20 protein-coding genes are annotated in these 25,690 nt (G+C 38.5%); 7 read left to right on the top strand and 13 right to left on the bottom strand.

Annotation, left to right across the window (positions count from 1 at the left end; all coding sequences use genetic code 11):
• The first annotated feature begins 250 nt into the window (after positions 1-250).
• The 3 genes from R2R35_RS23995 to R2R35_RS23985 all read left to right on the top strand — a co-directional run bounded on the left by R2R35_RS23995 (position 251) and on the right by R2R35_RS23985 (position 4,342).
• Positions 251-1,648 carry an NAD(P)/FAD-dependent oxidoreductase gene (locus R2R35_RS23995; protein ID WP_033166480.1) on the top strand — a complete coding sequence of 466 codons (1,398 nt, stop codon included), beginning with the start codon at positions 251-253 and terminating at the stop codon, positions 1,646-1,648.
• A gap of 164 nt (positions 1,649-1,812) precedes the next feature.
• Entirely contained in the window at positions 1,813-2,607 is a 795-nt protein-coding gene (locus tag R2R35_RS23990) for a helix-turn-helix transcriptional regulator (RefSeq protein WP_317732365.1), read from the top strand.
• A gap of 88 nt (positions 2,608-2,695) precedes the next feature.
• A complete protein-coding gene (locus R2R35_RS23985) occupies positions 2,696-4,342 on the top strand; it encodes a putative polysaccharide biosynthesis protein (protein ID WP_317732364.1) in 1,647 nt (548 codons plus the stop codon).
• Positions 4,343-4,478: 136 nt separating this feature from the next.
• Here R2R35_RS23985 and R2R35_RS23980 read toward each other — a convergent pair whose 3' ends face one another.
• The 5 genes from R2R35_RS23980 to R2R35_RS23960 all read right to left on the bottom strand — a co-directional run bounded on the left by R2R35_RS23980 (position 4,479) and on the right by R2R35_RS23960 (position 10,378).
• The gene (locus R2R35_RS23980; protein WP_317732363.1) at positions 4,479-5,321 is read right to left on the bottom strand and encodes a pirin family protein; all 843 of its coding nucleotides are present in this window, start codon (positions 5,319-5,321) and stop codon (positions 4,479-4,481) included.
• 49 nt (positions 5,322-5,370) lie between these two features.
• Complete coding sequence (locus tag R2R35_RS23975) at positions 5,371-5,997, bottom strand: DsbA family oxidoreductase (protein WP_317732362.1); 627 nt, start codon at positions 5,995-5,997, stop codon at positions 5,371-5,373.
• Positions 5,998-6,448: 451 nt separating this feature from the next.
• Positions 6,449-7,810: an aldehyde dehydrogenase gene (locus R2R35_RS23970; RefSeq protein ID WP_317732361.1), complete on the bottom strand. Its 1,362-nt coding sequence runs from the start codon at positions 7,808-7,810 to the stop codon at positions 6,449-6,451.
• A gap of 360 nt (positions 7,811-8,170) precedes the next feature.
• Positions 8,171-9,370 (bottom strand): pyridoxal phosphate-dependent aminotransferase, encoded by a 1,200-nt coding sequence (locus R2R35_RS23965; RefSeq protein ID WP_317732360.1) that lies wholly within the window; start codon positions 9,368-9,370, stop codon positions 8,171-8,173.
• 24 nt (positions 9,371-9,394) lie between these two features.
• Entirely contained in the window at positions 9,395-10,378 is a 984-nt protein-coding gene (locus tag R2R35_RS23960) for an NAD(P)-dependent oxidoreductase (RefSeq protein WP_317732359.1), read from the bottom strand.
• A 207-nt stretch (positions 10,379-10,585) separates the two neighbouring features.
• On the opposite strand from R2R35_RS23960, the gene R2R35_RS23955 reads away from it, so the two are divergent.
• Both R2R35_RS23955 and R2R35_RS23950 read left to right on the top strand, forming a co-directional pair.
• Positions 10,586-11,473 carry a LysR family transcriptional regulator gene (locus tag R2R35_RS23955; protein WP_317732358.1) on the top strand — a complete coding sequence of 296 codons (888 nt, stop codon included), beginning with the start codon at positions 10,586-10,588 and terminating at the stop codon, positions 11,471-11,473.
• Positions 11,474-11,509: 36 nt separating this feature from the next.
• The gene (locus R2R35_RS23950; protein WP_317732357.1) at positions 11,510-12,436 is read left to right on the top strand and encodes a DMT family transporter; all 927 of its coding nucleotides are present in this window, start codon (positions 11,510-11,512) and stop codon (positions 12,434-12,436) included.
• 13 nt (positions 12,437-12,449) lie between these two features.
• Here R2R35_RS23950 and rpsO read toward each other — a convergent pair whose 3' ends face one another.
• The 3 genes from rpsO to R2R35_RS23935 form a co-directional block, all read right to left on the bottom strand.
• Complete coding sequence (gene rpsO, locus R2R35_RS23945; protein WP_033166492.1) at positions 12,450-12,716, bottom strand: 30S ribosomal protein S15; 267 nt, start codon at positions 12,714-12,716, stop codon at positions 12,450-12,452.
• Between the two features lie 241 nt (positions 12,717-12,957).
• Positions 12,958-14,496, bottom strand: a complete 1,539-nt coding sequence (locus tag R2R35_RS23940) for a SulP family inorganic anion transporter (RefSeq protein WP_442872260.1) — start codon at positions 14,494-14,496, stop codon at positions 12,958-12,960.
• 205 nt (positions 14,497-14,701) lie between these two features.
• The gene (locus R2R35_RS23935) at positions 14,702-15,379 is read right to left on the bottom strand and encodes a Crp/Fnr family transcriptional regulator (protein WP_317732355.1); all 678 of its coding nucleotides are present in this window, start codon (positions 15,377-15,379) and stop codon (positions 14,702-14,704) included.
• A 285-nt stretch (positions 15,380-15,664) separates the two neighbouring features.
• On the opposite strand from R2R35_RS23935, the gene R2R35_RS23930 reads away from it, so the two are divergent.
• A complete protein-coding gene (locus R2R35_RS23930; protein WP_317732354.1) occupies positions 15,665-16,204 on the top strand; it encodes a glutathione peroxidase in 540 nt (179 codons plus the stop codon).
• 456 nt (positions 16,205-16,660) lie between these two features.
• Here the strand turns inward: R2R35_RS23930 and R2R35_RS23925 are convergent, their stop codons facing one another.
• Positions 16,661-18,526: a helix-turn-helix domain-containing protein gene (locus tag R2R35_RS23925; RefSeq protein WP_317732353.1), complete on the bottom strand. Its 1,866-nt coding sequence runs from the start codon at positions 18,524-18,526 to the stop codon at positions 16,661-16,663.
• Between the two features lie 201 nt (positions 18,527-18,727).
• On the opposite strand from R2R35_RS23925, the gene R2R35_RS23920 reads away from it, so the two are divergent.
• Positions 18,728-19,708: a DUF5692 family protein gene (locus tag R2R35_RS23920; protein ID WP_317732352.1), complete on the top strand. Its 981-nt coding sequence runs from the start codon at positions 18,728-18,730 to the stop codon at positions 19,706-19,708.
• 231 nt (positions 19,709-19,939) lie between these two features.
• On the opposite strand, the gene R2R35_RS23915 is transcribed toward R2R35_RS23920, so the two are convergent.
• The 4 genes from R2R35_RS23915 to R2R35_RS23900 all read right to left on the bottom strand — a co-directional run bounded on the left by R2R35_RS23915 (position 19,940) and on the right by R2R35_RS23900 (position 25,666).
• Complete coding sequence (locus R2R35_RS23915) at positions 19,940-20,548, bottom strand: hypothetical protein (RefSeq protein WP_317732351.1); 609 nt, start codon at positions 20,546-20,548, stop codon at positions 19,940-19,942.
• Positions 20,538-21,020, bottom strand: a complete 483-nt coding sequence (locus R2R35_RS23910) for an RNA polymerase sigma factor (protein ID WP_317732350.1) — start codon at positions 21,018-21,020, stop codon at positions 20,538-20,540. The genes R2R35_RS23915 and R2R35_RS23910 overlap by 11 nt, the downstream gene beginning before the upstream one ends.
• A gap of 313 nt (positions 21,021-21,333) precedes the next feature.
• Complete coding sequence (locus R2R35_RS23905; protein WP_317732349.1) at positions 21,334-24,036, bottom strand: EAL domain-containing protein; 2,703 nt, start codon at positions 24,034-24,036, stop codon at positions 21,334-21,336.
• Positions 24,037-24,166: 130 nt separating this feature from the next.
• Entirely contained in the window at positions 24,167-25,666 is a 1,500-nt protein-coding gene (locus tag R2R35_RS23900) for an ATP-binding protein (RefSeq protein ID WP_317734857.1), read from the bottom strand.
• Positions 25,667-25,690: the final 24 nt, after the last annotated feature.

Here is a 25,690-nt window from a genome sequence, read left to right as displayed (position 1 = left end):
AGAAGTCTCGGATACTCTCTCTGGCATATAGAACAGTAAAAAACCTGCTTCTTTATATTATAGCACTAATTAGTTAAAATTACTACTAAATTTTTCATTTGGTACCTAAAATAACCTGATATTGTTATAGGAAATAAGCCGTATACAAGATATACCATATTTCTTTCAGAATCTTCTTGCACTCTCATCCCTAATGTGATAGAATTTTTCTGGCAATTTGAAACTTTTACCTCACAAAAGGAGTGTTTTAATGCAGAAATACGACGTAATAATTATCGGTGCCGGTCCTTCCGGTATTTTTTGTGCCTATGAACTCATCAAAGAGAAAAAAGACCTGAAAATACTTATGGTAGAAAAAGGCCGCCCAATCGAAAAAAGAATGTGCCCCAAGAGAACAACCAAACATTGCGTTGGCTGTAAACCCTGCTCCATTACTACAGGATTTGCCGGTGCCGGAGCTTTCTCCGACGGTAAGCTTTCCTTATCCCCGGATGTCGGCGGAAATCTTCCTGATATATTAGGATATGAGAAAACCATTGAGTTACTAAAAGAATCCGATGACATTTACCTTAGTTTCGGTGCTGATACAAGCGTATACGGCATTGATAAAGACGAAGAAATCAGAGAAATCAGAAGAAGGGCTATAAACGCCAATCTCAAATTGATAGAATGTCCCATCCGTCATTTAGGTACGGAAGAAGGTTATAAAATCTATACAAGACTTCAGGAACACCTTTTAGCCAGTGGCGTAGAGATGAAATTTAACACCATGGTACAGGATATCCTTATAGAAGATAAGAAAGTACAGGCTGTTGTTTGTGCTGACGGTAATACTTATTATGCAGATGAAATCGTTTCTGCTATCGGACGTGAAGGCTCTGACTGGTTCAGCCATATCTGTCAGTCCCATGGTATCGAGACCAGGGTTGGTACTGTAGATATCGGTGTCAGAGTGGAGGTTCGTGATGAGGTAATGGAATTCCTCAATAAGAATCTATATGAAGCAAAGCTCGTGTACTACACTCCAACCTTTGATGATAAGGTAAGAACCTTCTGCTCCAATCCCTCCGGAGAGGTTGCAACAGAATATTATGAAAATGGTCTTGCTGTTGTTAACGGACATGCATATAAGTCGAAAGAAATGAAGACAAACAATACCAACTTTGCTATTCTGGTGTCTAAGAACTTTACAAAGCCTTTTAAAACACCAATTGAGTATGGTAAATACATCGCTCAGTTGAGCAATATGCTCTGCGACGGCAGAATCCTTGTTCAGACCTTTGGTGATTTCCAGAGAGGAAGAAGGACCACAGAAGAGAGGCTTTGCAGGAACAATCTTATTCCAACCTTAAAGGATGCGGTTCCCGGCGATCTGTCACTGGTATTCCCTCATCGAATCATGGTAGATATTAAGGAAATGATTCTTGCTCTTGATAAGGTTACTCCTGGTATTGCAAGTGATGAGACGCTGCTCTATGGTGTAGAGGTTAAGTTTTACTCCAATAAAGTCGTTGTTGATAAAGATTTTGAAACCAGCATTTCCGGTCTTCGTGCTATCGGTGACGGTGCTTCTGTAACCAGAGGTCTTCAGCAGGCTTCTGCCAACGGTATCAGCGTGGCCAAGAGTATTCTTGCTAAAATGGCGTAAGCTTAAAAGGAATCTGCGAATGAAATTCTATAATTTTTCATTTGCAGGTTCCTTTTTTTGTTATTGCAGATAAAATCTTCTAAATATCTTTTACTTCTCCAGGCAATGCATTATAATGAAACAAGCTTATTTTTTCAGTTTATTACAATAGGCAAGGAGTTTTTATGATTAAAGTTACCAATTGCGGACACGATTCCAAGCATAAAACAAAATTTCATATTATTCGTAAAACCGGTGTAGGGAACTATATACTTCTTCTGGTAAAGACAGAGGCTTTTTTTGAGTTAAATGGCAGAATAGAGATAACCAGCCCAAATATGGCCATACTCTTTGACCGCAATACCTATATGCATTATGGCTCCCATAAAGACTATTATAATGATGACTGGATTCATTTTGATTTTACGGATGAAGCATCCCTGGTGGAGACTTTAAAGTTACCCCTGAACCAGCCTGTGTATTTACCACAAATTAATTACCTGTCTAATTTTGTTCGTATGCTGGTACAGGAGAATCATGCGGGTTCTCCCCACCGCGAAGCCTTACAGGATTCTCTTATGAGAATTCTTTTGTACAGCCTGGATACTCAGATTGCTACTCTTCCTGCCAGTATCGATAACAATAAATATTATCCTCTTATGAACCGTCTGCGTCTGGATATCCATAACACTCCCCATAGAAAATGGACTGTGGAAGAAATGGCGGCTTCCGTCCACATGAGCACCTCCTATTTTCAACACCTGTATAAAGATATCTATCACATTTCCTGTATGCAGGAAGTCATTATGGCAAGAATAGAGAGAGCAAAGTTTTATTTGACTACTACTGACATGTCAATAAAGGCGCTTTCCGATTTCTGTGGTTATGAAAGCGATCTTCATTTCATAAGACAGTTTAAGAAGAAGGAAGGTCTGACACCGACTGAGTACCGGCAACTTTATAAACCTGTACAGGATTAAGCATATAATAGTGGCTAACTATCACTTTAGCTTGTTTGTAATATATTTTATCAGCCAAGAAAGTAAATACTAAAGTATGGGGTGCAAAATGAGACATGGAAATAACAGATTTGTAAAACAGGCAATGTTCCTGTCAATAACAGGCATATTAGTAAAGATAATTGGCGTTGCCTATGGTGTGCCCTTAACAAATATCATCGGCGACCTTGGAAATACTTATTATTCCTCCGCTTATTATGTTTACAGTATTATTCTGCTTATCTGTTCCTACAGCATACCAATGGGATTATCCAAAATCATGTCAGAGAGAATTGCCATAGGCCAGCATCGCACCGCAAGCAGAGTTTTTCTATGCGCCTTGTTATATGTGTGTTTAGTGGGCGGAGGAGCTTCTTTACTTACCTTTTTCTTTGCCGACAGGATTGTGGATTTTAAGCAATCCATTATTACAATGAAAATCCTGGCTCCTACTATTTTTCTCTCCGGTATCTTAAGCGTTTTTCGTGGATATTATCAGGCTAAGGGAACCATGCTACCCACAGCCATTTCCCAACTTCTTGAACAGCTTGTAAATGCTGCAGCCAGCATTTGGTTTGCCATAACCTGGACAAGATTATCTCTCTTAAAAGGCAGCAAAACCGGCATAGCTGAGTACGGTGCTGCTGGCGGTGCTGCTGGAACCGGTGCAGGTGTTGCTGTTGCGTTAATTTTTATTCTGATTTTATTCTATGTAAATCGCAGGAAGCATAAATTGAAGTCTTACGTTGTATCAGATACTGCTGCCTTATCCTACAAAGAAACCTTCAAATTGATCTTTGCCCTGCTTACACCTGTAATCCTCAGCACCTGTCTCTATAATTTTGTTGGTATATTTGATATGAAACTTTATTTTAAAACAGTACAGATAAAATCCATTGATATTACAGCGGATGCCAGCCTCTACGGCATCTTCAGCCGCAAATATTCGCCCTTAGCCAATGTTCCCATTGCAATTGCTGCTTCTATGTCTGCCACTCTGGTTCCGGTAATTTCCACCGCCTTTGCCAAAAAAGAATTTCAGATCGTAAAGAGCAGAATTTACAGCGGCATGAAATACTCCATGCTGTTTGTTATTCCCGCTGCCTTTGGCCTCGGTGCATTAGCAGAACCAATACTTAATCTGTTATTTCCAAATTCTGATATTCTAGCAGTTCACCTACTTCAAATAGGCAGTATTTCTATTATCCTTTACGGAATGTCAACTATTCTGAACGGTGTCTTACAGGGCATCGGCAAAGTAAATGTACCACTTATGAATTCTGGTGCGGCATTACTTATTCATATGGCAGTCTTAGTCCCTCTGCTATTGTTTACCGAATTAAAAATATATGCCATTATAGCCACTATAATCCTCTACTCTCTGATTATCTGCATCCTGAACCTGATTGCAGTCTATAGAGTTCTTGGCTATATACAGGAAATAAAGCAGACTTTCTGTATTCCTATTTTAAGTGCCATTATTATGAGCCTGGCCGCAATGATAAGTTACAGACTAACTGATAAGTTGTTTTCATCTACTCTATTATCTCCCAGGATATCCTGTGGAATTGGGGTTATACTTTCTGTTGCAGTTGGTGCTTTTGTTTATTTTTTTACGGTATTGAATTTGGGGAATTATGAAGCGGAGCTTAAACGGTTTCCTATATTTCAATTGATCATACTTAAGAAAAAACGATCAAATCAAAAGGCAGCTTAGTTTTCGGTATCTTCTTACCTCCTGTCACTTATCCTGTGATTGTTTTCTTCAAACTTCTATGTAAAATAAACCGGATAGAGGCTGACATTCAACTTCTATCCGGTAATATATAATTAATAGCATCTTTCCTCTTGCCTTATTTTATAAAGCTATCCTCATCCAGTTCTCTGAAAGCTTGATTCAATTCCTCTTTTGTATTCATTACAACAGGTCCCCCCCAGGCAATTGGTTCCTTTAAGGGTTTCGCTGAAAGCAGCAGAAATCTGATTCCATTTTCTTTGCTCTTTACATATACCCTTTTCCCTTTCTCAAATAAGACTGCCTGCTTTTCGCTTATTACTTCATTGCTGACGGGTTCAAAACTTCCTTCACCATTAAGGATATATAAAAACACAGTGGAATCTTCTTCTGTTTCATAATACCATTCGCTGTTTGCCTCTACCTCCACATCCAGATATGTTGCTTTCACATACTCTGCTTTAAAAGCTCCGGAGGTAGTCTTGTAATCACCGGCAATGATACGGACAGTACTCTTCTCTTCTTTGATTAACGGTATATTCTCATGCTTGATATCCCCATACTTAGGTGCTACCATCTTATACCTGGCAGGCAGATTAAGCCATATCTGTGCCCCCAGCATTCTATTCGAAGGCTTCGGCATTTCCTGATGAATGATTCCGGAACCTGCGGTCATCCATTGGCAGTCTCCATTCTTTATAGTTCCGATATTACCCAAAGAGTCCTGGTGTTCAATTTCTCCTTCAATCAAATAGGTTATGGTTTCAATACCTCTGTGAGGGTGCCAGGGAAAGCCTTTTACATAATCCTCCGGGTTGTGGGAATCAAATGCATCCATCATCAGGAAAGGGTCATAATCTTTCGTATCATGGTAACCAATGACACGCACCAGTTTAACTCCTGCTCCGTCAACCCCAGGTTCACCTTTTGTAATTCTTTTTATTTTTCTGATGTCATCCATTTTATTAATCTCCTTTCGTTCCGAAATAATTCTATTTTTCAAGTTATACTCAGCCAAATTTTCTTAATACCTGTAAAAAGGTTTCCGTTGGTTGAGCACCTGATACTGCGTATTTTTCATCTATCAGAAAATAAGGCACTCCTCGTACAGCGTAACGAGATGCAGATTTCTCATCCTGTCTAACTTCTTCTGCATATTTATCACTTGTCAGTACTTCCATTGCTGCTTCCTTTGATAGTCCAACCTCTTCTGCCAGCGCTGATAATATCTCATGTTCAGAAATGTTTAGGGATTCTTCAAAATATGCCCTGAAGATACGTTCTGTCAGTTCCATACCCTTTCCTTTCGTTTTTGCATACTGGGTCAGGCGATGTGCGTCAAAGGTATTGGTTGGTATGATATCTTCAAAATTATAGTTAAGACCTATCTCATTTGCCTGACTGATGATCTGACTGTTGGAGGCTTTGGCTTCCTCCACACTAATCCCATATTTACCAGCGATCAGTTCATGCAGGCTCTCATCATATTTCTTTTTGGCAGAGGGGTCTAGCTCAAAACTTCGAAAACTTATCTCCACATCCTCTTTTTTATCATAATCTTCTAATGCCAGTTCAAGGCGTCTCTTTCCCAAATAACAAAAAGGGCAGGCAAAATCCGACCATATTTCAATTTTCATTATAACTCCTTTCAGTGCTTAATATAGCACATTAAATTAATACCACTTCTATTTGTTTACCTATTATTAGAACTATTTTTCATTTAGTCTTTGTAAATAGTCTCGTCTTTATGAAAAGATACCAAATGATAGTTACCTATTTATGAATTTAATCTTTTGTAAATATATTGCTCTCATTTAGATAGTATACAATTCATTGGTTTAATTTTATACTTATTTTTCTTATCTGTCAACTGTACGAAACAGCTTACTATTAATATGCAATTATGAGAAGACGAAATACAAACTGCTGTTTCTGATGTACATATAGAAAAATGCCGGTTCCATTTGCAGAAATCGGACACAAATCGTTCGACGAATACAAATAGAATCGACATCTCGTTAGCAAAGCAGCCTTGCATATCTGAGTATAAATACAAGAGAAGATATGCTTATTATCAATACCTTATCTCTACAAAAAACGCTTTAACAGCTTAAACTTTCTTTCATCAAAAGGAGCATACCGTATAGGTATATCCAGCGTTGTTTTATTCTCAATGACACTTTTCTTATGAGAGAAGGTCTCAAAGCTATATTTCCCATGATATCCTCCCATACCACTGTAACCAATACCACCAAAGGGCATATGATGATTGGCAATATGCAAAAGTACATCGTTAACACAGCCTCCACCATATGATATTTCAGATATGAGCCTGTCAGCCGTCTTTTTATTCTCTGTAAAAATATAGCAGGCTAATGGTTTAGGTCTCTCTTTTATTATCTTAATCATATGTTCCAGTTTAGTATAACCTATGACTGGCAGTATAGGACCAAAGATTTCTTCTTCCATAACCTCATGGTCAAAATCTGCTTCCGGTAATATTGTTGGTGCTATTTTCCTGCTCTCGGCATTTCTTCTCCCTCCAATCACTACCTTTTCCTCATCAATAAGTTTACATAACCGTTCGTAATGGTGCTTATTTATTATATTGGGATAACCCTCCTTGTTTTCAGCATCTTTATAGCGTTTTTCGATTTCTTCCTGTAAATATAGGACAAAGGTCTCTTTTACCCGCTCATCCACAACGATATAGTCTATGGTTATACAGGTCTGCCCAGCATTTAAGAACTTTCCCCATACTATACGTTTAGCCGCTAATCTTAAATTAGCTGTTTCATCAATGATACAGGGACTTTTACCTCCAAGCTCCAGAGACACGGGTGTAAGGTTCTCACTGGCAGCTTTCATGATAACTTTGCCGATAGCTGGACTTCCGGTAAAGAAAATATAGTCATATTTCTGATACACCACCTCATCATAGTCTATTTCCGGGTCCGCACAATAAACGTATTTTGATGGATAGGTTTCGTTAATTATCTGTCTGATTATTTTTGCTGTATGGATACTGCTTTTTGAGCATTTAATCACAGCACAGTTTCCCGCTGCCATTGCACCGACTAACGGTGCCAGGGACAAATTAAATGGATAATTCCAGGGGGCAAGAATAAGAGTTGCTCCATATGGTTCTGCGTAAATATAGTTCTTTGCCGGAAAAGTAGCCAGAGTACCTCTTACTCTTTGCGGGCGGCTCCATTTATCCAGATTTTTCAGAGCTTCCTTGATTTCTGTGTATACTATGCTAATTTCAGCCATATAGGATTCAGCTCTGGATTTACCCAGATCTTGGTATATCGCTTCCAGTATCTCCTCTTCTTTTTGATGAATAGCCAATAACAGCGTTTTTAACATGGCTTTTCGGAATGGTATATTCTTTGTCTTATTCGTGTGAAAGAACTCTTTCTGTTCCTCAACGATTTTACTAATCTCCATATTTACCTCGTTTCTGTGTTTCTCAGCACTATTGTTTCTAAATTACAGCCTCTGCACAAACTGCTGAATGACCTGGTTCTATATTTATCTGCATTATAATGTTATCCATAGAAAATATCAACCCTTACATGTTGTAACCTATAATACTGACAGGATAGATTTCCAGCTTAGTATCTTCACTTAATAATAAAAAAATCGCAGAAATAAGATAGATTCTTTTTGAATCCGATCTGTATTCTGCGATATGAACCTTTTATACGATAGGAATTCTGCTTTTATTTATAGTCAGAAGCTGATACCTTTTAGTTGCACAGGAAACTTCACTTATACTTAAAAAAGCTGAGCAGGTACCTTATAAGGCTATAAAAGAGGTGGTCCATACTCTGCTTTTACAAACCTTTCAAGAGCCTCTATGCTTCTGAGAACTTTCTCTGTATCAATGCAATAAGCCATTCTAAAATATCCAGACACACCAAAATTATCACTTGGCACCAGAATCAGATTATATTTTCTGGCCTTTAAGCAAAAGGCAGCAGCATCTTCCTCCAGGGCCTTCGGGAAGATATAGAAGGTACCTCCTGGCTTTACAACCTGAAATCCCAGCCTGACAAGAGCTTTATATAACAATTCTCCGTTGGTTTCATACACGGTTAAATCACTGGTCTTTTCCAAAATTTCAGCAACTGCCAGCTGCACACTGGAGGCTGGGCAGTTATGTCCGATTCCTCTGCTGATCTGTCCGCAGATTACTGCAATAATATCCGCCTCTGTTGCTTTCGGATTAACGGCTATATAACCGATTCGCTCTCCCGGAAGGCTTAAACTCTTGGAAAAGGAGTAACAGGACAGACAATTGTCATAAAATTTACTTATATATACACTTTCCTCCCCTCCAAACACTATCTCTCTGTAAGGTTCATCACTAATCAGAAAAATATCATGTCCATATTCCTCCTGCTTATCCCTTAATATGCTGCAAAGCTTAAGGATAGTATCCTTAGAATATACAATACCTGACGGATTGTTGGGTGTATTAATAAGAACAGCCTGCACATTCGGATTTAGATTATCCAACAAAGCCTCAAAATTAATCTGAAAAGTATCCGTATCTGCTGGTATTACCTTTAGGGCTGCACCGGTCTGTCCTACATATTGGTGATATTCAGGAAAGAAAGGTGCAAAAGTTAGAACCTCATCCCCCGGTTTTGTAACACACCTGAGTGCGTGTGCCAATGCTCCTGCTGCTCCCGAGGTCATAAAAATATGTCTCGTATCATACTTCATCCCAAATCTACTATTCAGACTGTCAGCAACCTTACTTCTGACTTCTGTAATTCCAAGAGAGGGAGAATATCCATGTATCGAAACCGGGTTTTCTTCTGTCAAAAGCTTACTTAAAACCCTTGTATATTCAGGAGGCACCGGCACACTGGGATTTCCCAGGCTATAGTCGAAGACATTTTCATAACCAATTTCCTTTCCCAATGCTGCTGCATATTCACTTTGCTCACGAATAATGGATTTACCCTTTAACAATTCCCTGTACTTTTCATTAATCATATATTTCTCTCCTGTCAGTATACTTTATCTTACGATTCTCTCCGGCGTTTCACCTGCTTCGATTCTTCTGATATTCTCCCATATCAATTCATATCCTCTTTTGAAACTGGAAGCAGTAACACCGCCGATATGGGGGCTGAATAATAACTTATCCTGAATTTCTTCCTGACACAGCAGTTCATTATCCGGTTGTACAGGCTCTCCAGCTATGGTATCAAGGGCTGCCATTAGTAGTTTGCCGGACTTTAACCCTTCTATCAACGCTTTTCCCTTTATCAATTCCCCTCTTGAAGTGTTGACAAGAAAGGAGCCGTCTCTCATGTTATTGATAAATTCTTCATTTACCAGCTCAAAGGTATCTTTCTTCAAGGGCAGATGAATACTGATCATATTACAGGTCCTTAAAAGTTCTGAAAGCTCCAGATATTTTACATGATAATGCTTCTCTGCCTCCAGATCTCTGCCGGATCTCGAAGTATAAAATACTTCCGTCTGAAATACCTTCAGTATTTCAGCCACGCATTTACCGATATCTCCAAAACCGATCAGCCCAACTTTGCAGTCTGACAGTTCCAAAAGATTCCCGGCTTTCATATAACCTTCTTTTTTCTCAAGCTGTTTTCCCTTTCGTACTGCCTCGTCATTTTTCTTCACATCCCGAAGCGCTCCCAACATTAATAGCAGAGTTTGCTCAGCAACTGCCATTGCATTCATACCCTTACAGTTACACACATAAATCTGCTGCTTACGGGCAGCCTCCAGATCAAAATATTGAAAACCAACACCTTCTGAATGAAGCATTTTAAGCTTCGGCATTTTGCAAAGGAGCTTGCCGCTTATCTTTGCCATGGCATCGGCAATGATGATATCCGCATCCCCTGCTGCCATTAGATACTCTTCCTCCGGTAGCCCCACCGGCAAATCCACCAGCTCAAACGCAGTAAGTGGATGTTCCATCCCAGAATAACGCTCCAGATTTCCTTTCTTGCCAATATGTAATAGTTTCATACCAGATCTCCTTACTTCTTACTTCTTTTTATTTTATCTCCGTTTAAATTTATTATATTTATACATTTGACACAGGTAAAGCGACACTTTATAATAGATATATTAATTTTTTTCACATTATCTTATGATATTCATTCATATAATATTTTCACGATAAGAATGAGACGATTTGGAACAGCCAAAAAACTATAACGAAAGAGGAACGTTATGGATACAAAAAAAATCGAGATTCTGCTGAACGCCCTGGAAACCGGCAGTTTATTAAAGACCAGCGAGCAATACGGGTATACGCCCTCCGGTTTGGTTCACATGATGAATGCCATTGAAAAAGAAATGGATGTGAAGCTCCTGGAAAGGGGACATTATGGTATTCGCCCAACTGCAGAATTCAACAGATTAAAACCTTACTTTCAGGAAATAGTTCAATTGGATAAAAAACTTCACGAAGAAGTAGAGAACAGCAAGTTAGCTGACAGAAAACAGATTCGTTTAGGAGCGTATACCAGTATAGCCAAGCACTGGCTTCCCGGAATCATCAAAGAATTCAATAAAGGAAATACGGATATCTCCTTTCATATAAAAGTAGATTCTATGCCGGAATTATATAAAGCTTTAGAGGAGCAAGCCCTGGATCTATGCTTATTATCCTACTTTTCAAAATATAAATGCAATTTTTATCCAATTGCCAGGGATTATCTCTATGCAGTTGTCCCAAAGAATGAGACTCAGAATAACCCGGAAGCATATCCCATCAAAACGCTGGATAAAGTGCCTTTTATCATGCCTTCCTATAACCAGGACGAAGATGTACGTAATCTTTTGGAGAAATATCATGTACGGCCTGAGATAAAAGCTATTGCCGTAGATGATCCAGTGGTATTATCCATGGTTTCCTATGGTATTGGGGTAAGCATCCTATCCGGTCTGGTAATTGCAGGTAACCGGGAAGATGTCTCAGTAATTCCCCTTTCTCCTCCTTCTTACCGGCAAATTGGTATTGCCACCAATAAAAACAGCCAGGAGCAGCCTCACATTCAGAAATTAATTAAATTTATCAAAAACCACCCTCATTTGACACCGGTTTATTACCAATAATAATACGCCAGCTTATTGAAATCTAAGGAGGAATATATGAAAAAGTCATTTATACTTGGTATTGCAGGGTCTTTCTTCTTTGCTTTTACCTTTATCCTTAACAGAAGCATGAACCTGTCCGGCGGCAATTGGGTTTGGAGTGCCTGCTTACGCTATTTTTTCGCTTTCCCAATTATGGCTCTGGTAATTCATCAAAAATATGGCTTTCAGAATATACATACAGAAATACGGAAAAACTGGAAACAATGGATACTGTGGAGCACTATAGGCTTCGGACTGTTTTATGCTCCTCTTACCTATGCGGGTGATAACGGGGAGTCCTGGCTCATCGCCGCTTCCTGGCAGATAACAATTGTAATGGGAATCCTAACCGCTCCTCTTTTCGGCCAAAAAATTCCTTACCGAAATTTGTTTGCTGCTGGAATCATACTGATTGGTGTTTTTTTATTACAGCTTCAGAATGCGGGGGGAGCCTCAAAGAACAATCCTGCAGTGATTCTTCTGCCTATTCTTGTGGCTGCCACTGCTTATCCTCTGGGGAATCGCAAAATGATGGAACAAAGCAAAGATAGAATTACTACCATAGAACGGGTATATGGTATGGTTCTATGCAGTCTTCCATTCTGGTGTTTCTTATCTGCCATTGGTTTTATCAATGTGGGACTTCCGACAAATGCTCAATTGCTGCAGAGCTTTCTAGTGGCTCTTTTCTCCGGTATCCTTGCAACTCTGTTATTTTTTAAAGCCACGGATAACGTAAAGCATAATCAGAAACAACTCGCTGTAGTGGAATCTACCCAAGCAGGAGAAGTTCTTTTTACCCTTCTTGGAGGAATACTCCTGTTAGGGGATCCTCTTCCTAACTTTACGGGCTTCACAGGAATTCTATTCATAATTATTGGTATGCTCTTAAACAGTCTGTTATCTTCCCAGAAAATTTCAGCAAATAAAAAGAGCGGCTAAGCCGCTCTTTTTATTATTTTCTTAAACCTAAACGTTCAATTAATTTACGATAGCCTTCGATATCTGTCTTCTTTAAGTATGCAAGAAGACCCCTTCTCTGACCAACCATTTTCAGAAGACCTCTTCTTGAATGATGATCTTTCTGGTTCACTTTTAAATGCTCAGTTAACTCAGTAATTCTTGCTGTTAAAAGTGCAATCTGAACTTCAGGTGAACCTGTATCCTCAGGTGTTCTTCCGTAAGCTGTAATAATTTCCTGTTTTTTCTCTTTGCTAATCATGGATAAATCCTCCTTCATATTTTTAACGCCTGGCACTAAGATATAGGTCGGAGTGTCCCAAATCCTGGTACCGGTTATAAACGTACGCGTATTATTATAACACAGTCTGTACTATTTGTAAATCAATTTATATAATCGTTATACTCATTTATAATCTAAGCCTAACTCTGCTGTATTCTTTTCCATTCCGCCGCTTATGGGAGCACACAATTCTTTCAGATACTGCCTACAGTTTCTGGTTTTAGAGCAATTCTAACAACACCTTGTCAACGCTAAAGTAGAATGCTTCTTCACCGGCTGCCTCAACAAGTCCAGATTGTTCAAAAATCTTCATGACAGAAGGCTGAACTGATGAAAACAAGACCGATTTTCCATTTTCTTTTGCTTCTTTACAAAAATCCATAATAATACCCACGGAGGTTATATCAGCCATTGGCACACCTCTTAATGAAAGTATAACAACCTCTCTATCCCCTAAACCCTCCAGCTTTTTCTTAATGGAATCAGCTGTCATAAAAAACATAGGACCGGTTACATAAACCACACACCAACTTCTAACATCGGTTCCCTCTCTGCCGATTCTAAGAGGGTCGACCTCCTCTACTGCTATCTGAATCGCCGCACTTCTTATAACAAACAGGAAGAGACCTAGCAAGACACCAATGAGGATTGCTGTAGTAAGATCCAGCGCAACAGTTGCTATCATGGTAATAAGGTATTTTAATATTGGCCCTTTCATTTTATGCTTAAACATATATTTGATTGCAGACCATTCATTCATTTTAAAAGCTGTAACAATCAAAACTCCTGCTAGCGCTGCCAGAGGAATTTTAGACATAACAGGACTTAATACAAACATTGCTATGAGCAAACCTAGGGCATGGATTATCCCTGTAAGTCTTGTCTGTGCTCCGGATTTAATGGCAACGCTTGTCCTGGCAATCGCTGCTGTTGCTGGTATTCCACCGAAGAAAGGAAGAATTATATTCCCGATTCCCTGTGCAATAAGTTCCTGGTCACTGTTCATGGACTTTCCAGCCATTCTGCCGGCAGATGCTCCGCATAGCAGACTTTCTATCATACATAACATAGCAATGCTGACAGCCGGTGAAAATACTCCTTCAACATGCTCCCAGGTTATCCCCTCAAAATGTAATCTTTCAGCGGGCAACAGTGTCTGGGGAATCTCTCCTACTGTTTTAATATCCAGGTTCAGAAAAAGACTTCCGGCGGTGGCAAGAATGATACCTAAAAGTGACCCAGGAACTATATTATTCCACTTCTTTGGGTAAAAAGCCATTAAAAGGATTACAAAAAGACCGGTACATAAGGTTGCCGTATCAGGTGCAAACCCAAGTTTCACATAGCTGAAGACTTTACCCAGGGCTGTTGTTCCCTGAGAATGAACACCAAAGAAATTATCAACCTGACCCAAAGCAATTATAATAGCAATACCAGAGGTAAATCCAGTTATAACCGGTGCTGGAATAAAGGAAGTAATTCTTCCTAAATGTAATATACCTGCAATCAGTATGAGTATACCCGCAATTAACGTTGCTACAAATACTCCCTGCATCTTATATTCAGCTATTATGGACATTAAGATAGCTGCCATAGCTCCGGTAGGCCCGGATATCTGATAAAAGGCACCAGATAAAAAACTGATAATCAATCCTGCCACTATAGCCGTTATGAGACCTGATGCTGCATCAGCTCCACTGGAGACACCAAAAGCAAGTGCAAGAGGCAACGCCACTGCTGTAACTGTTAGCCCAGCCATAAGATCCTTACTGAACTTTGTAAAATTGTACTCTTTAAACTCGTGTTCTAAATCTGTAAATAATGGTAACCGCATATGTTTATTCTTCCTTTATGTAAGTTTCAAATGTAGAATAGTATATCACAACCATAATAAATTTCCAGATGCAAAACATAAAATTTTTAGAGGTTTTTTATGAAATTTATGTTTATTTAATTTTTATAAGCTAACCAAATAGGTTTTCAAGTTCTTCTTCTTGTAGTATTGTAACCATATCTCCTTTTATATCAATAAGTCCCTCCTGTTTCATCTTCATAAATTCTCTTGATAAGGAAGGTCTGGTAACACCTAAAAAGTCCGCCATCTCTTCTCGGTTCATGGACAATTTTATATTATTATCCCCTTTATTTTGTTTCATGAGAAATGCAGCTATCTTATGACGTAAGGTTTCCCCTGAGAGAAACTGAAGTTTCTGATTAAGAAAATATGCCTTCTGCGCAAGGATCGTCAGCATATTATGGGTAAGTATCGTATGAAAGCCGCAATTGCTGCTACAGTTCTTATAAAGAAAGGTTTTTGGCATCCATAATACTTTTGCAGGCGTTGCAGCCAGCGAATAATAATCATATTCCTGTTTGTCCAAAAATGCATAAACCTCTCCAAATAAATCTCCCGGATCACGAAAGGCAGCTACCAGACTTCGTCTGCCGGAAGGTGAATCCTGGCATACAGACACCTCTCCCTCCAGCAACAGATGAATGTATTCCGGTTTGTCTTTCTGATAAAAAATATAATCATTTTTCTGGTAACTGCAAATTTTTGCCTTACAGCATATTAAAAGCTCATTTAATTCATTCTCTTCTATTCCTGCAAATAATCTGCAGTACTTAACCGCTTCGTGCATCCTTCTCCTAACCGGCCGCTGCCATTTATTCCATATCCAGCCGACCTTTCTATTATGCTTTATATTATCTCTTCTTATTTATTCTAATTTATTTATTATACTTAACTTACTTTATTATACTTTTTCTTTGATATTATTGCTAATACTTTGTTTTCAAAGTTATCTTTGGTAATTCAACATATAATATTATATTACAGTAATCTATTGACAGCAAGTATACCTTGAAGCTATAATGTATTGTATACAATACAATTGATTATAATCAATATGAAAGGATGATTAACTATGGAATTCTATGATTTTAATGTGAAAGATAAGAAAGGTAATGTGATTGATTTAAAACAATATAAAGGAAAGGTTTTGTTGGTGGTAAACACTGCTACCCAGTGCGGATTAACACCTCAATATACAGCACTGGAAGCAGTTTATGAAAAATATCATAACGAGGGTTTTGAAATTCTTGATTTCCCCAGTAATCAATTCAAAGAGCAAGCCCCCGGCACTGATGAAGAAATAGACTCCTTTTGTCAGTTAAATTATGGAACAACCTTTCCCCGCTTTGCTAAAATCGATGTAAATGGTGAAAATACTCACCCCCTGTATGCCTGGTTAAAGAGTGAAGCACCAACAGATAAAGGTAACGACATTTCCAAAGCTTTTGAAGAAAGAGTAAGCAAATATACTCCTGACAGAAAAGCCGCAGATATTAAATGGAATTTTGGGAAATTTCTCATTGATAAAGACGGTATGGTATTCAATCGCTATTCACCTGCGGTTTCTCCTGAAGAAATCGAAGCTGATATAAGACAGCTGCTTCGTGAATAATATAGTGAGTATGCTAACACATGAAGCTGTTTAAGAAGAAATGCAACACGGTTTATTATACATTACAGTCCCTCTCCGTTACACTGGCATACCGCATCCGCTTAAAGATGCGATATGCCATACAAAAGGAATGAAATAAAACAAGAAATACATACAATTCTGATTTAATAAGTTGGTTATAATTTTTTTCTTTTTCCTGTTGTAAAAAGGCTTTAATATAAGGCATTTGGGAATATACACGAAATCATACAGCAATAAATCAACCTGTATATTTTTTCTAACTAGATTATATTTCACTAAATAATGTTGAAAATACTGTAATATTTCGAAATGAAACAGAAATTTACAGATAATTCTCCAATAACGTCATGTTATCTTATCCCTTATTCCTGTAACATTAGCTTATAAAATCAATTAATTCCAGAGACAATCAATAACATTAATTAGTAAACCACGCTAGTAATCGGTAGTTTCTAAATGAGAATCTGCCGATTCATTATACTTTAGCTTATAGTATTCTCCTACAATGCTATGGGTCGAGGGGTCTTTCATTAGCTCACTCAATGAATAAGCCTGCTGATAATACAATCGGCAGGTTTTTTCATATAACTCTGTCTGGTTCTCCATGTCTATTCTTTCCAAAGTAAAAGCTTTGTTTGTAATAAATCTGGACAGGAAATTTCCTTTTGCACATTTTAACGCCAGTTTTATTGCTTTGTCACAAATTTCGATTGCTGCCTCCAACTGATCGTCTTCTTCCAGATACATAGACAAATTCTGCAGGACTAAAAGATATTGGACAGAATGATATTTCAAATCAATCTTACTATTTTCATAACTTTTTGAAACTGACCGTAAAATATCGATTGCCTGCTTCTTCTGACCGGTATCAAAGGTGAGGATTGCAATCTGATTTAAAATAAAGGCTTCCTGCCTGGAAAGTATGCAGCTGCAAAGAGCTATGTCTTTATAATTTTTCAGAGTATATTCAAGAGCTTTCTCCATTTTCTTAAGTGCTGTCTTAGTACCTATCTTCTTTGCCTGATAATGAAGAATTGCTTCCATATAAGAAAGATACTGCTTATTTTCATTGGTTTTTGCCGTAAGAAGCTTCTTAAGCCTCATATAAGATGCCCACGCATTTTCGATCTGATGGCCAAACAACATTCGGTCAATATCTCTTTTCGTCTCTAAGATATCGTAGGTTTCCGCTTCAATGGTAGTGTTATAAATATCTTTTGCAATCCCAAGCCGTCCTGCAATCGCTTCATAATTCTTATTTCTGGGGGCTCTTTTACCGGATTCTATTCTGGATAAGGATTCTGCTGCACATATGTCACTGCTTAAATTCTCCTGGCTGATTTTGACCGTAACCCGGTTTGCTTTTATTAATTCTCCCATAAGATAAATATCATTTTGAATGTTCTTGACAATAATGGCAGTATCAGAAGGGAATAGTAATTTTATATCATATTCCTCATAAACTTTTAATAAAGAAGCCAGCTGTAAGCGTACTTTCTTTTCTTTTACATCCTTGCCGTTTTTGTTGAGAATTTCCACAAACAATAGAAGTAAATCCGCCAAACCGACTATTACACCGTTTGATGTTAAAATATCTATGGCTTTCTCGCATAAATCCTCTGCTGACAGATAGTTTCCCTTCTTGCAATAAAACTTTACCAGAAGATATGCCGCTTTGGGATACACTTTAACCTTTTCCTCTTCATCGGTATACCCATTTTCTATATATTCAATAAGCTCTTTTAACCTGACAATCACATCGTAGGTCTTATTCTTTTTTGCATATGACATGGAAATGAGCAGAAACAAATCAATTTCTTCAAGACTTAACAGCTGCCCTCTCAACTCCCCATACTTCCAATGTGGCAAGGTACATTTTAGCGCTGCCAGGAATTTCTCCAGGGCCTGATCAATGTCATTTCTATCTTCATAGTCTAATATTCCGCTTACCTTTAACACAAACTGCTCATGCAGGCTTCCTTTACATTCCTTCTTATGCTGGTACTCCAAAAGCAATTCATTTGCAAGAGCATAATCGTTTAAAAATAACGCTTTTTCTATATCTTTTCTCTTTTCATAAAGAGAATAATCTTTTTCGGCCAATAACACTTCAAATTTATCCGGAGACTTTCCCAATCTTTGAAACAGTGCATCCATCAGGAATTTGTCAGGTATCCTCTCACCTAGTTCTATTCTGGATAATGTCGCAATGGAGCATAAACCTTTGCTTAGCCTGCCTTGCGATATGTTGTTTCTCGTACGTAATATATGTATAAACCGACCTATGCTGTTCTGCTTCAAACTCACACTTCCTTTTTCCATTGACATAAAACTACAATACTAATAATAGCAGAATTAGTCAACGAAATAATACGTATTTTCTTATTATCTGTAACTTTATACAGATATTTGTACAAAACAGGGTATCTGTCTATTGCTATTCTCCGAAAACGGCAGGTATAATTGCGGTATAACATTATCTAAAATGTGGGAGGATTTATCATGTTTCAATTTAATTATGGCAGCGGTGCCACTTTCTTAAGTACCTGGGGAGTATGGCTGCTGGTATTCGTACTTCTGTTTGCCTTAAATGAGGTTACCAGAAGATTTAAGTATGTTGGTTTATTCACTTTTACCGTTTTACCTGTCGTACTTTCCGTCCTGTGGTTCACAGTATTAAAGGATACGACCTACACCGACTGGTTCCATCTTGCCAAAGTATATTCTGCTACAGCAGGCTGTCTTGGTTTCTGGCTTATCAGATATTTAAAGGGAACCAATAAAAAAACCGGAAAGGAATGGCGTCTTGCAGATAAGAAATGGGCTTTATGCTTCCCCCCTCTTATTCTTGCAATCAATATCATGGAAGCAGTTGCCCGTGATATAGAAGTTGGTATTCAATATAACGGCGGTGGTATTCTTTCCGACGGTTCTATGTTTGTTCTTGGTGGTCCCTGGAATTTCTTAAATGCCACAGCAGGAATCTTAAATATTATTACCATTACCGGTTGGTTAGGTATTAAACTCCGTAAAAAAACAGCTGCGGACAAAAGTCAGGATATGGTATGGCCGGACATGCTCTGGTTCTGGATTATTGCTTATGATTTATGGAACTTTACTTATACCTATAACTGCCTGCCCGGACATTCCTGGTATTGCGGTTTTGCTTTACTTCTCGCTCCTACGCTTTGTGCTTTCACAGTGGGAAAAGGCGCCTGGCTTCAGCATCGTGCTCATACCCTTGCAATCTGGTGTATGTTTGCCCAGACAGTACCTGCTTTCATCGACAAAGGTGCTTATGCAATTCAATCCACCTATAACGAAACGGCTCTTATGTTCTTTGGTGTAATTTCACTTCTGTCCAATATTGCCGTTCTTGCATATATGGTTATCAGAACAATTAAGACAAAAACGAATCCTTATACAAAGGAATTATATACGAATAATAAAAAATACAAAGAAGTAGCTGCTATTGCTGAGTAATTCACGGAGTATTATTCTATAGAATGTTTTTAGTTGCTGATGAAGTCAAAAGACGAATACTTGGTAAATTACATACTATACTAAAAAGGCAAATGAGATGTTCTTATAAAGAACGGTATCAATAAAGCAAAGCAAGCCACAGGCAGTATTATCAAAACAAACAGCCGACAGATGCTCAAGAAGAGCGCCTGTCGGCTGTTTTAGAAATGGTCTTGTTACATAATCTCTGATTTAGTCTGTACCTAATATATCATCAAACTCAGACGGGCTCAGGTATCTATACGGGCTGGTAGCAAAACCGTTTTGATGCTTTATGGTCATGTACAAGGTTTCCTTGTTACTTTCGAGTTTAACATAGCAAACGCCGTTCTCAAACATATCGGTGATGTCAACTTTTTGATCCAACCAGTAGACCCAAACGGAGCCGTCGTCCTCATATTCCACATCCGGGGCCGTCAACTGCTCCAGGAGTTCTTCTTCCGATGCGGGTGTTTCGGTTCCGTCAGGTGCAATTGCAACTCCACCTCCACCTTGATGCTTCACATTTCCTTCGTTATCAGTATAGTCCATGCTGTAACTCCCGTTTCCATCAAACTGAATGGTTGCCTTTGTCTGATCGCCGTGAATCCAAAGCTGGATGGTGCGTTGAATTCCTCCTACATCTGCGGCATAAGCAACTGTGGCGCAACCTGCAATCATCACACACGCAGCAACAGAAGCAATCATGGTTTTAAATTTATGCTGTTTAGTTGTTCTTTCCATTTTTTCTACCTCCAAAGAAAAATTGTCAGAGGCATGAATTGCAGAAAACGCCTGTTTGTATTTTTCCTTATTCGTCATCTTCCCATACCTCCTTTAATGTGTTGCGAAGCGACATTCTTCCACGCGATAACCTTACTTTTACATTGCTCGGCGTCACCTTCAAAATATCTGCGATTTCATTCACAGAATAATCCTCGTAGTAAAACAGATGAATGACAATGCGATACTTTTCCGGGAGTTTCATCACTGTTTCAAATAATTCGGAAGATTCTTCCGTCTCGAAAGTCAATGTTTCTATGTAATTCTCCAATGGCAACGAATTCCGTCTGAAAAAAGTATTGTTCTTATTCTTTGCCTTGTTAATTGTCACCCGGATAAGCCAAGCACGGATATGCTCATCGGATTCAAAAGCTTTTTTGTGTGATAAATACTGGATGAAGGTATCCTGGACAACGTCTTCAGCATCCTGTGCGTTTTTGCATATATTAAATGCCACCGCATAAAGATTACTTCGATATTTTTCAACCAGTATTTCTACTGATGTTTTCATAAGCATGCTCCTTGATCTGTTTGAAAGGCCTTTCACTAATAATACAAATGAGAATCATAAAAGGTTACAATACATCTCAAATTTTTAAAAACTTCTACCACGGTAAAAAAAATCACTGATACTCTAAATAAGTTCAGTGATTTTTATTAAAAGGCTCTTTTCTCATGTGCTGGATTTGGACACCTGCCCACCCTCTCTGATGAAATCTGTTTGGCACACAGCCCAGCAATATTAAATTAAAAGTATACCTTTGTTATCGTACACATTTCGTTTCAATAAACCTATTCTTATTACTTTTGCTGCTATACATTCCCTATACATAAACTCCCATATATGCTTTATAATTCCTACTGACAATATCTTTGGCGTGCTGGGCCGGAACCGGTTTACTTATCAGATAACCCTGTATATTATCACATTTACATTGCATCAGATAAGCCAATTGCTTACCGGTTTCCACGCCTTCTGCAATAACCTCGATATTTAATTTATGCACCAAAGATACAATGGATTCCGTTATTTCTTTTTCTATGCATTCCTTGTCCAGATCTTTTATAAAGCTCTGGTCGATCTTTAGGGTATCAATGGGAAGCTTTTTCAGGTAGCTTAAGGAGGAGTATCCTGTACCGAAATCATCCAGTGATATCTTAACGCCCATTTTTCTAAGTTCTTCAAACATTTCAATAGTCGTTTCAAAAGAACTGATTAAGGTAGTTTCTGTAACCTCCAATTCCAGAAGTTCTGCTCTTAACCCGGTTTCAAGCAGTACTCTTTTAACAAGCTCCACAAAATCCAGCTGCTTTAATTGTACTGCAGAAATATTAACGGAAATGAGGATATTTTCACCCTCGCTGTTTATTCTCTGCGCTTCTTTACATGCTTCTGCCAGAATCCACTGACCTAAGGGAACTATTAGTCCTGCACTTTCAGCAACCGGTATAAATTCCATCGGAGAGATAATTCCAAGCTCTTCATCCGTCCAACGTACCAAGGCTTCAAATGCTCTTATACGACCGGTCTTCAAACACACCTGGGGCTGATAATGGAGCGTGAATTTATTATCTTTTAATGCTGAGCGCAGGTGACTCTCAACTGTTATCCTGTGGAGCATGTCCGTTCTCATATAATCCTGAAACATCTGTATGGTGTTCTTACCAAGGTTCTTAGACCGATACATGGCAGTATCCGCATTCTTAAGCAGTTCTTCGCCATTGGTCTCATTACCGCGATACATAGCAATACCCATACTGGGACTGATATTAAAGCGATATCCATTAAACAAAAAAGGCTCCAGTATTTTTTCTTTGATACCCTGGCAGAAATCAAAAACCTCCGTCTCACTTTCAATATCGGTAATCATCAGAGCAAATTCATCACCGCCAAGCCTTGTTAGCATATCCTGCTTCCTAATATAATCCTTTAATCGATAAGCAAGAGATTGCAGCAGATTGTCTCCCGTGCTATGCCCGAAGGTATCGTTTACATCCTTAAAATTGTCCAGGTCAATAAAAATTACGGCAAGCATCTTATCCTTCTTCACAGCCTCAGCCAGTGCTTTTTCAAGTTCCTGTAAAAAAAGGCTTCTGTTGGGAAGATCCGTTAAGATATCGTGATAGGCTAAATGCTCCAGCTCCAGCTGCTGCTCTTTCAATTTTGTCAGATCCTGAAACGAACCCGCCATTATATAAGGTTCTCCGCTACAGTCAAAAAGTATCTTACCTGTTGATTTTACCCATTTATAAGTACCATCCTTACATCTGATCCGGTAGTCTGACTCAAATTTATCCGCTAAGCCATTGGTATGTTCATTTATAAATTTAATCACCCGGTCTTTATCTTCTGGATGAATCAAATCCAGAAGGTCCGTAATACTCTTAATCTCCTTGGAGGAATATCCTAATACGCCTAAAAAGCTGTGGGATATCATATATTCGTCCTTTGCTATATCAAGATGCCATATGCCTTCTGCAGAAGCCTCCAGTACCAGACTGTTGATTGCTTCACTTTTCTTAAGTTTCTCCATACTCTCGATCAACTGGTTGTAATTATGCTTTAATTCCTCTTCCTGAGCTGTAACTTCTTCATAGAGAGCAGTAATCTCCTCGTTTTTTTGAAACAGGACTTCATTTTGTTGTTTTAATTCCTCCTCGGAAGCCAGTATCTCTTCATAAAGCGAAGATAATTCTTCATTTTTCTTGTTAAGCTCTTTCTCACGCAAAATATCCTTTGTAACATCCACCATCACTCCGAGTACTTTGGTAGGCCTGCCCTCTAAATCTTTTTCTGTTTCCGCAAGAGAATGGATGAACTTCTTCTCCTTCTCTTTTGTTTCTATTTCATAGATGAGATCATAGGGGGTATCAGCCTCCAGCAGCTTTTGCAATGCATCGTCGAGATTTGCCCGATACTCCGGAAGCGGAATTTTCTTTGCCACCTGAAAAGGAATATAGGGAGTCGTCCGATCAAGACCATACATACTGAATGCTTCCTCTGACGCCCACAAGGTATAATCTTTAAGCTCCAGTTCCCAGTTGCCGACTCCGGCAATTTTCTGGGCTTTGTTAAGCCGCTGCTCATTTGTCTTAATTTCCGACCCAAGCAGGGTCAGGGCTTTATTTTTTTCTTTCAGTGCTTCAGCTTGCAGCTTAAGTTCCGTTATATCTATAAAAATCACAGCAAAATAACCAATTTCCGGACAATAGGCATTTACTCGGTACCATCGTTTAAAAGCCCTTGAATAATCCTCTACACTGTCTGGCTTGCCTGTAAGTGCTACCTTACCATAAAACTCGATCCAATTTATTGTATCATCTTTTATATTGGGTTCCACTTCCCGAATTGTACGTCCAATTACCTGTGTTTTGCTAAGACCCGTATAATCCTCAAAGGCTTTGTTAACATCAATGAATTTGTAATCAACCGGATTTCCGTCTTCATCGGTAACAATACTGTGAAGCGCATAACCACTTATCATATTTTCAATAATTGCTCGGTTATATTTCTCTGATATGTCCATAGGCTTTCCTCCTATTATCCTAATGCCGATACCAGACCTCTAATACTGTATTTATCTGGTGTTGATTTTTTTCATAATACCATACATCGACAAATTAGTAAATATATCCTAGAAGAAATGTCAAAATAGCTTATTTTTCCATATTTCTTGTAATTTCTTCCTGTCTTTCTCCAAACAATAAACTTTTATTATAAGTGTAATATTTATCTGAACCATGTTCCGCTATAAACCTGGCACTATAATAATTAACGGAAAGCTCTGTTACAAAAATAGCCAGCTCCTGTCCTTCACCAAAAACCATTTCAAGAAAGATAAATGTATTTTCAAGCTCACTGCCGGTCTTGCTGATACCAGAATTTCTGTTGTCTTTATCTGTTGCAAAAAGCTCCTTGACCATCTCTTTCGCGGTTTGTACATCGACATCCCTGTCTCTTAGATTTTCAAGATATTGCTTCAGTCTATGAAGTTTTTTTCTTGCTACAACTTCATCATTTCGATGAAGGAGACCTTCTTCTTTCCGGTGACGTAAGTCCTCCTCTTCCCTTTCAATAAGTGTCTTAAGCTGTAATACAGGATTCTGGCCTTCTGATTCTAATAACTCCAGATAATCCTTTAAAGACTCAAATAATGTCTCCATATAACTCTCTGTTCTTACAGCCTCTAAGAAAGATCTCCCAAGTCTGCCAAGGAGCAGCCCAACCATATTCAATCTTTCATCAAAAGGTGCAACTTTCAAACCATGAAGAAGATTATCGGAATAATTGCCTTGCAGAATCTCTTCAATCTTATAATCCTTACGGTATTTATTGTATAGTTCATAGTAATTGGAGAAATCTTTTGCAATTCTATCGTGCTGTATATACTCATAAATAAATTCTGCATCGACGGGAATTGAAAGCTCTTCAAGCACCAATAACATTTCCGATAAATCCTCCCAGCCTCTGGCAGTTGAAAAGAATACACCATCAGGGGTGGTCTCAAATCGATAGAAGTTCTCTCTGCGTATATCCAGATAATGAATGACGGCAGGATGAATTGCCTGTTTATAGGCGTATTCTTTCCACACCTCGAAATCCGGATCAATCTCAATTTTTCGAACTCTGTCCAAGGTTACGGAGTCAAATTCTCTTACCGATTTGTTATACTCCGGAGGATTACCTGCTGCTATGATTATCCAGCCCTCTGGTACCTTCTGATTACCAAAGGTTTTGTATTGCAGGAATTGTAGCATGGTTGGTGCCAGTGTTTCTGAAACACAATTGATTTCATCAATAAATAATATTCCCTGGGACAAGCCGGTTTTCTCCTGTTTTTCATATACGGAGGCTATGATCTCACTCATGGAATAATCGGTTACCGTATAGTTCTTACCACCATACTCCTTCTTTTCTATAAAAGGCAGTCCGACTGCACTCTGTCTGGTATGATGGGTAATGGTATAAGCCACCAGTGCGATATTACATTCTCTTGCCACCTGTTCCATAATCTGTGTTTTTCCGATACCTGGAGGTCCCATAAGTAAAAGCGGACGTTGTCTCATAGCTGCTATTTTATAATTTCCATTTTCATCACAGCTTAAATAGGCTTTAACAGTATTTACAATCTCTTCTTTTGCACGTTTGATATTCATATAACTCCAATCTGTGTGCTTTGG

It is taken from the genome of Anaerocolumna sp. AGMB13020 (assembly GCF_033100115.1).
Lineage (GTDB): Bacteria > Bacillota > Clostridia > Lachnospirales > Lachnospiraceae > Anaerocolumna.
Note: the sequence above shows the minus strand (reverse complement) of the source record. Positions and strands in the feature narration are given on the sequence as shown.

Coding starts and splice junctions, on each gene's coding strand:
- R2R35_RS23995 (WP_033166480.1), top strand. CDS start 251: ATGCAGAAATACGACGTAATAATTATCGGTGCCGGTCCTTCCGGTATT.
- R2R35_RS23990 (WP_317732365.1), top strand. CDS start 1,813: ATGATTAAAGTTACCAATTGCGGACACGATTCCAAGCATAAAACAAAA.
- R2R35_RS23985 (WP_317732364.1), top strand. CDS start 2,696: ATGAGACATGGAAATAACAGATTTGTAAAACAGGCAATGTTCCTGTCA.
- R2R35_RS23980 (WP_317732363.1), bottom strand. CDS start 5,321: ATGGATGACATCAGAAAAATAAAAAGAATTACAAAAGGTGAACCTGGG.
- R2R35_RS23975 (WP_317732362.1), bottom strand. CDS start 5,997: ATGAAAATTGAAATATGGTCGGATTTTGCCTGCCCTTTTTGTTATTTG.
- R2R35_RS23970 (WP_317732361.1), bottom strand. CDS start 7,810: ATGGAGATTAGTAAAATCGTTGAGGAACAGAAAGAGTTCTTTCACACG.
- R2R35_RS23965 (WP_317732360.1), bottom strand. CDS start 9,370: ATGATTAATGAAAAGTACAGGGAATTGTTAAAGGGTAAATCCATTATT.
- R2R35_RS23960 (WP_317732359.1), bottom strand. CDS start 10,378: ATGAAACTATTACATATTGGCAAGAAAGGAAATCTGGAGCGTTATTCT.
- R2R35_RS23955 (WP_317732358.1), top strand. CDS start 10,586: ATGGATACAAAAAAAATCGAGATTCTGCTGAACGCCCTGGAAACCGGC.
- R2R35_RS23950 (WP_317732357.1), top strand. CDS start 11,510: ATGAAAAAGTCATTTATACTTGGTATTGCAGGGTCTTTCTTCTTTGCT.
- rpsO (WP_033166492.1), bottom strand. CDS start 12,716: ATGATTAGCAAAGAGAAAAAACAGGAAATTATTACAGCTTACGGAAGA.
- R2R35_RS23940 (WP_442872260.1), bottom strand. CDS start 14,496: ATGGCTGGGCTAACAGTTACAGCAGTGGCGTTGCCTCTTGCACTTGCT.
- R2R35_RS23935 (WP_317732355.1), bottom strand. CDS start 15,379: ATGCACGAAGCGGTTAAGTACTGCAGATTATTTGCAGGAATAGAAGAG.
- R2R35_RS23930 (WP_317732354.1), top strand. CDS start 15,665: ATGGAATTCTATGATTTTAATGTGAAAGATAAGAAAGGTAATGTGATT.
- R2R35_RS23920 (WP_317732352.1), top strand. CDS start 18,728: ATGTTTCAATTTAATTATGGCAGCGGTGCCACTTTCTTAAGTACCTGG.
- R2R35_RS23915 (WP_317732351.1), bottom strand. CDS start 20,548: ATGACGAATAAGGAAAAATACAAACAGGCGTTTTCTGCAATTCATGCC.
- R2R35_RS23910 (WP_317732350.1), bottom strand. CDS start 21,020: ATGAAAACATCAGTAGAAATACTGGTTGAAAAATATCGAAGTAATCTT.
- R2R35_RS23905 (WP_317732349.1), bottom strand. CDS start 24,036: ATGGACATATCAGAGAAATATAACCGAGCAATTATTGAAAATATGATA.
- R2R35_RS23900 (WP_317734857.1), bottom strand. CDS start 25,666: ATGAATATCAAACGTGCAAAAGAAGAGATTGTAAATACTGTTAAAGCC.